The sequence below is a fragment of the Streptomyces sp. NPDC033131 genome, assembly GCF_055578365.1.
Window position 1 is genome coordinate 23,278 of record NZ_JBVIPA010000063.1, and the last position, 9,847, is coordinate 33,124.

5 protein-coding genes and 1 pseudogene are annotated in these 9,847 nt (G+C 70.0%); 3 read left to right on the forward strand and 3 right to left on the reverse strand.

The features are described from left to right. Positions 1-1,148: 1,148 nt before the first annotated feature. Positions 1,149-6,080, forward strand: coding sequence for an NAD-glutamate dehydrogenase (locus ACZ5XS_RS42145; protein ID WP_468660615.1), 4,932 nt, complete (start codon positions 1,149-1,151; stop codon positions 6,078-6,080). Positions 6,081-6,157: 77 nt separating this feature from the next. Here the strand turns inward: ACZ5XS_RS42145 and ACZ5XS_RS42150 are convergent, their stop codons facing one another. Together ACZ5XS_RS42150 and ACZ5XS_RS42155 are read right to left on the reverse strand one after the other, a co-directional pair. Further along, positions 6,158-7,000: an ABC transporter ATP-binding protein gene (locus tag ACZ5XS_RS42150; RefSeq protein WP_468660617.1), complete on the reverse strand. Its 843-nt coding sequence runs from the start codon at positions 6,998-7,000 to the stop codon at positions 6,158-6,160. After that, positions 6,993-7,916, reverse strand: coding sequence for an ABC transporter permease (locus tag ACZ5XS_RS42155; protein WP_468660619.1), 924 nt, complete (start codon positions 7,914-7,916; stop codon positions 6,993-6,995). The genes ACZ5XS_RS42150 and ACZ5XS_RS42155 overlap by 8 nt, the downstream gene beginning before the upstream one ends. Before the next feature lie 185 nt (positions 7,917-8,101). On the opposite strand from ACZ5XS_RS42155, the gene ACZ5XS_RS42160 reads away from it, so the two are divergent. Beyond that, positions 8,102-8,728 carry a TetR/AcrR family transcriptional regulator gene (locus ACZ5XS_RS42160; RefSeq protein ID WP_468660621.1) on the forward strand — a complete coding sequence of 209 codons (627 nt, stop codon included), beginning with the start codon at positions 8,102-8,104 and terminating at the stop codon, positions 8,726-8,728. Between the two features lie 49 nt (positions 8,729-8,777). Beyond that, positions 8,778-9,422 carry a LuxR C-terminal-related transcriptional regulator gene (locus tag ACZ5XS_RS42165; RefSeq protein ID WP_468660623.1) on the forward strand — a complete coding sequence of 215 codons (645 nt, stop codon included), beginning with the start codon at positions 8,778-8,780 and terminating at the stop codon, positions 9,420-9,422. A gap of 45 nt (positions 9,423-9,467) precedes the next feature. On the opposite strand, the pseudogene ACZ5XS_RS42170 reads toward ACZ5XS_RS42165, so the two are convergent. After that, positions 9,468-9,684, reverse strand: a pseudogene (locus ACZ5XS_RS42170) (ADP-ribosylglycohydrolase family protein); the annotation flags it as partial. Positions 9,685-9,847 lie beyond the last annotated feature (163 nt).

Genomic DNA, 9,847 nt, shown 5'->3' on the forward strand with positions numbered 1-9,847 from the left:
CATCCCGTCGGGCTCCGCTCCTGGACCCGGTCGGGACTGCGTCCCTTGCATCCCTCGCGGGGCTCCGCCCCTGGACCCGGGCGGGCTCCGCTCCTGGCTCCGGGCGGGACTGGGTCCCCTGCATCCCTCGCGGGGCTCCTCCCCTGGTCCCAGGCGGGCTCCGCTCCTGGATCCGGGCGGGACTGCGTCCCCTGGACCCCTCGCCGGGCTCCGCCCCTGGACGCTCCGCCGGGGAGTGCCTCCGTGCGCCTCTCGCCGGCCTCCGCCCCTGGACGCTCCGCCGGGGAGTGCCTCCGTGCGCCTCTCGCCGGGCTCCGCCCCTGGACGCTCCGCCGGGGAGTGCCTCCGTGCGCCTCTCGCCGGGCTCCGCCCCTGGACGCTCCGCCGGGGAGTGCCTCCGTGCGCCCCTCGCCGGGCTCCGCCCCTGGACGCTCCGCCGGGGAGTGCCTCCCTGCCCCTCTCGCCGGGCTCCGCCCCTGCGCTCCGGCAGGGAGTGCCTCCCTGCACTCCTTGCGGGGCTTTCGGATGCGGGCGGGGGGTGTGTCGCTGTCGTTTCTCCGGGGTTCGCCCTTGGGCCCCGTGGGGACTGCGTTGACTGGGTCTCTTGAGGGGCTCTCTCTGCACTCCCAGCGCCTCCCCCCACCGCCATCCCGGCTGAAAACAGCGCGCTCGTGCTTGAGTCGGAATTGAGGAAGACACGCATGGAATGTCTTCCTTCGCCCCTGTGCAGAACGTCAAAGTTCTGCCCCTGGTTTTGTACACATACGGCTCATGACGGGCCCCCTGTGAGGAGCGATAGCCTGGTGGCGTGATCAGCGCGATAGTTCGCGGGGGCATCGTCGCCCCTGTCCTGCGCCCGGGGAGCACGGACTACATCCGTGACCGGGCGGCGCTCGCTGGTCTTCGCGGGCGGGACGAGGGCGCAAGGGCCCCCAGGACGCCGTACACATCCCGGAAGCAGGCGCCGCCGAGAGCAGCGTCACACCCTTCCGGCATGTCGAGAATGGCTGATAACCCCCCGCTCATCTCGCCTTGCGGCATAGCGTCGGAGCAGACCGGACACCCCGCGTCACGGCGTTACGTCACAGGGGAAGAGACCGTACTTCCACCTACGTCACGCAACGGCGCGCGACAGGAGCCAGAGGACAATGCAGACCAAGCTGGACGAAGCAAAGGCCGAGCTGCTCGAGAGGGCCGCCCGGGTAGCTGAGAACAGCCCGGTCGGGGGGCACCTACCGACCGGGACGACGGATGCGAGCACTCCCGACCGGGACACCCTGCTCGCGTTCCTCCAGCGCTACTACCTGCACACCGCCCCGGAGGACCTCGCCGACCGCGACCCGGTCGACCTCTTCGGAGCCGCACTCTCGCACTACCGCCTGGCCGAGAACCGCCCGCAGGGCACGGCCAACGTGCGGGTCCACACGCCCACCGTGGAAGAGAACGGGTGGACGTGCACTCATTCGGTGGTCGAAGTCGTCACCGATGACATGCCCTTCCTCGTCGACTCCGTCACCAACGAGCTGACGCGTCAGGGGCGCGGGATTCACGTCGTCATCCATCCGCAGGTCATCGTGCGGCGTGACGTCACCGGCAAGCTCATCGAGGTGCTCACCCCGCGTCCCGCCGGCGAGCTGCCGCACGACGCGCACACCGAGTCCTGGATCCACGTCGAGACCGACCGCGAGAGCGACCGGGGCGACCTGAAGCAGATCACCGCCGACCTGCTGCGTGTCCTGTCCGACGTCCGTGAGGCCGTCGAGGACTGGGAGAAGATGCGGGACGCGGCGCTGCGCATGGCCGACGAGATGCCCAAGGAGCCCGTCGCCTCCGATCTGCGCGAGCAGGAGATCGAGGAGGCGCGGGAGCTGCTGCGCTGGCTGGCCGCCGACCACTTCACCTTCCTCGGGTACCGGGAGTACCGGCTGCGGGAGGACGACTCCCTCGTGGCCGTCCCCGGCACCGGGCTCGGCATTCTGCGGTCCGACCCGCACCACGCGAGCGACGAGACCCACCCCGTCAGCCCCTCCTTCGAGCGGCTGCCCGCCGACGCCCGTGCCAAGGCCCGCGAGCACAAGTTGCTCGTGCTGACCAAGGCCAACAGCCGGGCCACCGTGCACCGGCCGTCGTACCTCGACTACGTCGGCGTCAAGAAGTTCGACGAGAACGGCAACGTGGTCGGTGAGCGGCGCTTCCTCGGGCTGTTCTCGTCCGCCGCCTACACCGAGTCCGTGCGCAGGGTCCCGGTCGTCCGCCGCAAGGTCGCGGAGGTCCTGGAGCGCGCCGGGTTCTCGCCCAACAGCCACGACGGGCGCGATCTGCTGCAGATCCTGGAGACGTACCCGCGCGACGACCTCTTCCAGACCCCGGTCGACGAGCTGCAGGCCATCGTCACCTCCGTGCTCTACCTCCAGGAGCGCAGGCGGCTGCGGCTCTACCTCCGCCAGGACGAGTACGGGCGCTACTACTCCGCCCTCGTCTACCTGCCCCGTGACCGGTACACCACGGGCGTACGGCTGCGGATCATCGACATCCTGAAGGAGGAACTCGGCGGTACCAGCGTCGACTTCACCGCCTGGAACACCGAGTCGATCCTCTCCCGGCTGCACTTCGTCGTCCGGGTCCCGCAGGGCACCGAGCTGGCGCAGCTGTCGGACGCCGACAAGGAGCGCCTCGAGGCCCGGCTGGTGGAGGCCGCGCGGTCGTGGGCCGACGGGTTCGGGGAGGCGCTGAACGCCGAGTTCGGCGAGGAGCGCGCCGCCGAGCTGGTGCGTCGCTACGGCAACGCGATCCCGGAGGGCTACAAGGCCGACCACAACCCGCGCTCCGCCGTCGCCGACCTCGCGCAGCTCGAGAAGCTCACCGAGGAGACCGGCTTCTCGCTCAGCCTGTACGAGCCCGTGGGCGCCGCCCCCGAGGAGCGCCGGTTCAAGATCTACCGCAAGGGCGAGTCCATCACCCTGTCGGCCGTGCTGCCGGTCCTCAACCGGCTCGGTGTCGAGGTGATGGACGAGCGGCCGTACGAACTGCGCTGCTCGGACCGGAGCGTGGCGTGGATCTACGACTTCGGGCTGCGCATGCCCCAGCCGAAGAGCGGGAGCGGCGACCACCTCGGTGACGACGGGCGCGAGCGCTTCCAGGAGGCCTTCGCCGCGACCTGGACGGGCCAGGCGGAGAACGACGGGTTCAACTCCCTCGTGCTGAGCGCCGGACTGAACTGGCGTCAGGCGATGGTGCTGCGGGCGTACGCGAAGTACCTGCGGCAGGCGGGTTCGACGTTCAGCCAGGACTACATGGAGGACACCCTCCGCCACAACGTCCACACCACCCGGCTGCTGGTGTCGCTGTTCGAGGCGCGGATGTCGCCGGAACGCCAGCGTGCCGGGCACGAGCTCGTCGACGCGCTCCTCGAAGAGCTCGAGGCGGCTCTCGACCAGGTCGCCTCCCTCGACGAGGACCGGATCCTGAGGTCGTTCCTGACCGTCATCAAGGCGACCCTGCGCACGAACTTCTTCCAGGAGGCGGCGGGCGGCCGGCCGCACGAGTACGTCTCCATGAAGTTCGACCCCCAGATGATCCCCGATCTGCCGGCGCCGCGCCCGGCGTTCGAGATCTGGGTGTACTCGCCGCGGGTGGAGGGCGTGCACCTGCGGTTCGGGAAGGTCGCGCGAGGCGGACTGCGCTGGTCCGACCGCCGTGAGGACTTCCGCACCGAGATCCTCGGCCTGGTCAAGGCGCAGATGGTGAAGAACACCGTCATCGTGCCGGTCGGCGCCAAGGGCGGCTTCGTCGCCAAGCAGCTGCCCGATCCGGCCGTGGACCGGGACGCGTGGCTGGCGGAGGGCATCCGCAGCTACAAGACCTTCATCTCGGCGCTGCTCGACATCACCGACAACATGGTCGCCGGTGAAGTGGTCCCGCCCGCCGACGTGGTCCGGCACGACGAGGACGACACCTATCTCGTCGTGGCCGCCGACAAGGGCACCGCGACCTTCTCGGACATCGCCAACGGGGTGGCCGAGACGTACAACTTCTGGCTCGGCGACGCCTTCGCCTCCGGAGGCAGCGCCGGATACGACCACAAGAAGATGGGCATCACCGCCCGCGGCGCCTGGGAGTCCGTCAAGCGGCACTTCCGGGAGCTGGGCGTGAACACGCAGGCCGAGGACTTCACGGTCGTCGGCATCGGGGACATGTCCGGTGACGTGTTCGGCAACGGCATGCTGCTCTCCGAGCACATCCGCCTGGTCGCCGCCTTCGACCACCGGCACATCTTCATCGACCCGAAGCCCGACGCGGCCACCTCCTACGCCGAGCGCCGCCGCGTCTTCGAGCTGCCCCGCTCCAGCTGGGCCGACTACGACACCGCGCTCATCTCCGCGGGTGGCGGCGTGTTCCCCCGTTCGGCCAAGGCGATCCCGGTCAACGCGCACATCCGCGAGGCTCTCGGCATCGAGGGCAAGGTCGCCAAGATGACGCCGGCCGACCTGATGAAGGCGATCCTCAGGGCGCCGGTGGACCTGCTGTGGAACGGCGGCATCGGCACGTACGTGAAGGCGAGCACCGAAACGCACGCGGACGTCGGCGACAAGGCCAACGACCCCATCCGCGTCGACGGCGCCGACCTGCGGGTCAGGGTCGTCGGCGAGGGCGGCAACCTGGGCCTGACCCAGCTCGGCCGGATCGAGTTCGCGCTGCACGGCGGCAAGATCAACACGGACGCCATCGACAACAGCGCGGGCGTGGACACCTCCGACCACGAGGTGAACATCAAGATCCTGCTCAACGGCCTGGTCGCGGACGGCGACATGACGGTCAAGCAGCGCAACAAGCTGCTCGCCGAGATGACCGACGAGGTCGGCCACCTGGTCCTGCGCAACAACTACGCGCAGAACACGGCCATCGCCAACGCGCTCGCCCAGTCCAAGGACATGCTCCACGCCCAGCAGCGGTACCTGCGTCACCTGGTGCGCGAGGGCCTGCTCGACCGGGCGCTGGAGTTCCTGCCCACCGACCGCCAGATCCGCGAACGCCTCGGCGCCGCCCAGGGTCTGACCGGACCGGAGACGGCCGTCCTGCTGGCGTACACGAAGATCACGGTCGCCGAGGAGCTGCTGCACACCTCGCTGCCGGACGACCCGTACCTGCGCACCCTGCTGCACGCGTACTTCCCGAGCGCGCTGCGCGAGGCGTTCGGGGAGCACATCGACGGCCACCCGCTGCACCGTGAGATCACCACGACCGTACTGGTCAACGACACGGTCAACACGGGCGGCACGACCTACCTGCACCGGCTGCGCGAGGAGACCGGAGCCTCGCTGGAGGAGATCGTGCGGGCGCAGACCGCGGCGCGCGCGATCTTCCGCTCCGGTGTCGTGTGGGACGCGGTGGAAGCGCTCGACAACAAGGTCGAAGCCGCCGTCCAGACCCGGATCCGGCTGCACTCGCGGCGCCTGGTGGAGCGCGGTACGCGCTGGCTGCTCAACAACCGGCCGCAGCCGCTCCAACTCGCCGAGACCGTCGACTTCTTCGTCGACCGGGTCGAGCAGGTGTGGTCACAGCTGCCCAAGCTGCTGCGGGGCGCGGACCTGGAGTGGTACCAGAAGATCTACGACGAGCTGACGGGCGTCGGCGTGCCGGACGAGGTCGCCACGCGCGTCGCCGGGTTCTCGTCCGCCTTCCCCACGCTCGACATCGTCTCGGTGGCCGACCGCATGGGCCGGGACCCGATGGACGTCGCCGAGGTCTACTACGACCTCGCCGACCGTCTCCACATCACCCAGCTCATGGACCGCATCATCGAGCTGCCCCGTGCCGACCGCTGGCAGTCCATGGCCCGCGCCTCCATCCGTGAGGACCTCTACGCGGCCCACGCGGCCGTGACCGCCGACGTCCTGGCGGTGGGCAACGGCACCTCGACTCCCGAGCAGCGCTTCAAGGCGTGGGAGGAGAAGAACGCGGCGATCCTGGGTCGGGCCCGGACGACCCTGGACGAGATCCAGGGCTCGGAGACGTTCGACCTGGCGAATCTGTCGGTGGCCATGCGGACGATGCGGACGCTGCTGCGGACGCATTCGTAGCCGTACGGCGAAGAGGGCGCCCCGGGCCGTGAAGGCCCGGGGCGCCCTTGTGTTGTGGGGGTTGCTCTGGGCCTTCGTTACGAGGAGACCGGCACCTTCGGCCTGGCCTTCGCCTTGTCCGGGCCGCCGGTGAACGCCTCGTACGCCTCCAGGACCTCCTCCGTCGGCCCGTCCATGCGCAGTTCGCCGCGCTCCAGCCACAGCACGCGGTCGCAGGTGTCGCGGATCGACTTGTTGCTGTGGCTGACCAGGAACACCGTGCCCGCGTGCTTGCGCAGCTCGCGGATGCGGGTCTCGGAGCGCTTCTGGAAGGAACGGTCGCCGGTTGCCAGTGCCTCGTCGATGAGCAGGACGTCGTGGTCCTTGGCGGCGGCGATGGAGAAGCGCAGCCGGGCGGCCATGCCGGAGGAGTAGGTGCGCATGGGGAGGGTGATGAAGTCGCCCTTCTCGTTGATGCCGGAGAAGTCGACGATGTCCTGGTAGCGCTCCTTGACCTGCTCGCGGGACATGCCCATGGCGAGGCCGCCGAGATAGACGTTGCGCTCGCCGGTCAGGTCGTTCATCAGGGCCGCGTTCACGCCGAGGAGGGAGGGCTGGCCGTCGGTGTGGATCCGGCCGTTCTCCACCGGGAGGAGGCCGGCGACCGCCTTGAGCAGGGTCGACTTGCCCGAGCCGTTGGTGCCGATCAGGCCGATCGCCTCGCCGCGGTACGCGACGAACGACACGTTCCTGACGGCGTGGACGGTGCGCACACCGGCCGCCTTCTCGGCCTTCCCGCGGCGCAGCATGCGGTTGAGGGCGGCGGTCGCGGAGCCACGGCCGGCGCCGGTGCCGTTGACCCGGTAGACGATGTCGACGCCGTCGGCGATGACGGTGGGGATCTTCTCGCCGTCGTAGATGTTCTCGGTCTTGTCAGCCACGGCCGTACGTCTCCTCAGCCTTCCAGAAGTAGATGAAGCCGCCGACTCCGGCGAGCAGGGCCCAGCCGGTCGCGATCAGCCACACGTGGGCGGGCAGCTGGCTCGCGTGGAAGCTGTCGATCAGCGCGAAGCGCATCAGGTCGATGTAGACGGCGGCCGGGTTGGCCTTGAGCAGGGGTGCCACCCAGAACGGCAGGTCGCTGTGCTTGCTGAGCAGGTGGTCCAGGCTCCACATCACGCCGGAGATGTACATCCAGGTGCGCAGGACGAAGGGCATCAGCTGCGCGATGTCCGGTGTCTTCGCGCCCACCCGCGCCAGGACCATCGCGATGCCCGCGTTGAAGGTGAACTGCAGCGTCAGCGCCGGGATCGCCAGCAGCCAGGACGCGGACACCGGCACGCCGAAGGCGAGCAGGATCACGACCAGGGCGGCCATCGAGAACAGCAGTTGCTGGAGCTGCTGGAGGCAGAAGGAGATGGGCAGCGCGGCCCGCGGGAAGTGCAGGGCCCGCACGAGGCCCAGGTTGCCGGAGATCGCCCGGGTGCCCGCCATGATCGAGCTCTGCGTGAACGTCCAGACGAACACGCCCGTCACCAGGAAGGGGACGTAGTCCGCCACGCCCTTCTTGGTGCCCATCAGCACGCCGAAGATGAAGTAGTAGACCGCCGCGTTCAGCAGCGGGGTCATCACCTGCCAGAGCTGGCCCAGCTTCGCCTGGCTGTACTGCGCGGTGAGCTTGGCGGTCGAGAAGGCGGCGATGAAGTGGCGCCGCGCCCACAGCTGGCTGACGTACTCGCGCAGGGTGGGGCGGGCGCCGCTGACCGAGAGGCCGTAGCGGGCGGCGAGGGCCGCGAGGTCGTCTTCGGCCGGTGCGGTCGCCGTCGTCGGGGGCGGTGTGTGGAGGACCTGGCTCACATCCGCTGCTTTCACTCGGGGGGTGGGGTGCGTGTGGCTGGGGTGGGTCCGTCGCCCGGCGTTTTCTTACGCTTCTCTTCACGTTCTCTTACGTCGGGACGGGACCGTATCGTCGCAACGTGAGCGTAGGCCGAGTTGACGTCGGAACGCAACCGTTTCGTCGTAACGCCCCTATGCTGGACCGCATGACGACGAACGCCGACGAGCCGCAGACGCGTCCGCGCCGCCGGGCACCCGCGGGTGCCGCCGTACTCCGCGAGGATGTGACGGAGGCCATCCGGGCGGCCGTCTTCGAGGAGCTGGCGGCCGTCGGCTACGCGCGGATGTCCATCGAGGGGATCGCGCGCCGCGCGGGCGTCGGCAAGACCGCGGTGTACCGCCGCTGGCGCTCCAAGCTGCACCTCGTCCTCGACGTCGTCTCGGCGATCGCGGTGATGGGCCTGCCGGTGCCGGACACCGGCTCGCTCGAGGGCGACCTGCGACTGCTGTACGAGGTGACCTCCCGTGCCCTGCGCCACCCCGTCGCCTCGCAGGTCATCCCCGACCTCCAGGCCGAGGCGGCACGCAACCCGGAGATCGCCGAGGCCATGCAGAAGGCCCTGCGTGAGGGGCAGGAAGGCGTCGCGAGCAAGATCGTGGCGGCGGCACGCGAGCGCGGCGAGGTCAGTGCAGGGCTCGACGAGGACCTGGCCCTGGACCTGATCTCGGGGCCGCTGTACTGGCGCGCGGTGGTGATCCGCAGCCCGAAGCTCCCCAAGGGGTATCTGGGAGGGCTGGCGCGGGGCACCGCGGAGGCGCTCAAGGCGCTGTGAGCGGACCTTCCCGGGAGCGGTCCGCCGGAACCGTAGGAACATGGGCGCCATGAGACTCGTGATCGCCGAGGACAACGCCCTGTTGCGGGAGGGCCTTGTCCTCCTGCTGACCTCTGCCGGGCACGAGGTGTCGGCCGTCGTCGGCACCGGGCCCGAGGTGCTGCCCGCGCTGCTGGAGCACCGGCCGGACGTGGCGGTGCTGGACGTGCGGATGCCGCCGGGTTTCCGCGACGAGGGTCTGCGGGCCGCGCTCGCCGCGCGGAAGGAGATGCCCGGTCTGCCGGTGCTGGTGCTCTCGCAGTACGTGGAGGAGTCGTACGCCGCCGAGCTGCTGGGCGGGGGGAGCAGCGGGGTGGGCTATCTGCTCAAGGACCGGGTGGGGCGGGTGGACGAGTTCCTCGACGCGCTGGAGCGGGTCGCGGCCGGAGGCACGGCCCTCGATCCGGAGGTGGTGACGGAGTTGCTGACCCGGCGCCGGGACACCCCGCTCGACTCGCTGACACCGCGCGAGAGTCAGGTCCTGAAGCTGATGGCGGAGGGGCACGACAACGCCACCATCGCGAAGATCCTGGTCGTCACGGAACGGGCGGTCCACAAGCACATCGGGAACGTGTTCCTGAAGCTGGGCCTGCCGCAGAGCGACAGCGGGCACCGCCGGGTGCCGGCCGTGCTGACGTATCTGAACAACGTGTAACCGGGCTGGGCCGCCTGCTCGCCGGGGCCGAGCTCGTCGCGGGGTTCAGGTGCTCAACAGAGGAGCGAGCTCCGTGAGTTCCGGTGTGCGCGGGACCCGTTCGCCGAATCCCGGCAGGGGTACGTGCAGAGGCGCTGTCCAGCGGTCAGGGATCGCGGTGATGCCGTACACCGCGCCGGCCAGGCCGCCGGTCGGGGTCCGCGACGGTGTCCGTGCCGCCGCCGAGGTCGACCGCGGCGCGTACGGCGTCCTCGTAGGAGGACGCGTGCACAGGCCGTGGTCGGGGGACGGGGCGTGCGGTCGCGGCCCCGGCCTCGGGCGGGCTAGCCGCAATGCCGGTGACTTAGATGCCCTGCGCTCGTTGGTTGTGGTGTGGCGAGGGTGGGGCAGGTCAAGTCGCCTGCGGGCGAGCGTTTGTCGGACCG

Coding starts and splice junctions, on each gene's coding strand:
- ACZ5XS_RS42160 (WP_468660621.1), top strand. CDS start 8,102: ATGACGACGAACGCCGACGAGCCGCAGACGCGTCCGCGCCGCCGGGCA.
- ACZ5XS_RS42165 (WP_468660623.1), top strand. CDS start 8,778: ATGAGACTCGTGATCGCCGAGGACAACGCCCTGTTGCGGGAGGGCCTT.
- ACZ5XS_RS42145 (WP_468660615.1), top strand. CDS start 1,149: ATGCAGACCAAGCTGGACGAAGCAAAGGCCGAGCTGCTCGAGAGGGCC.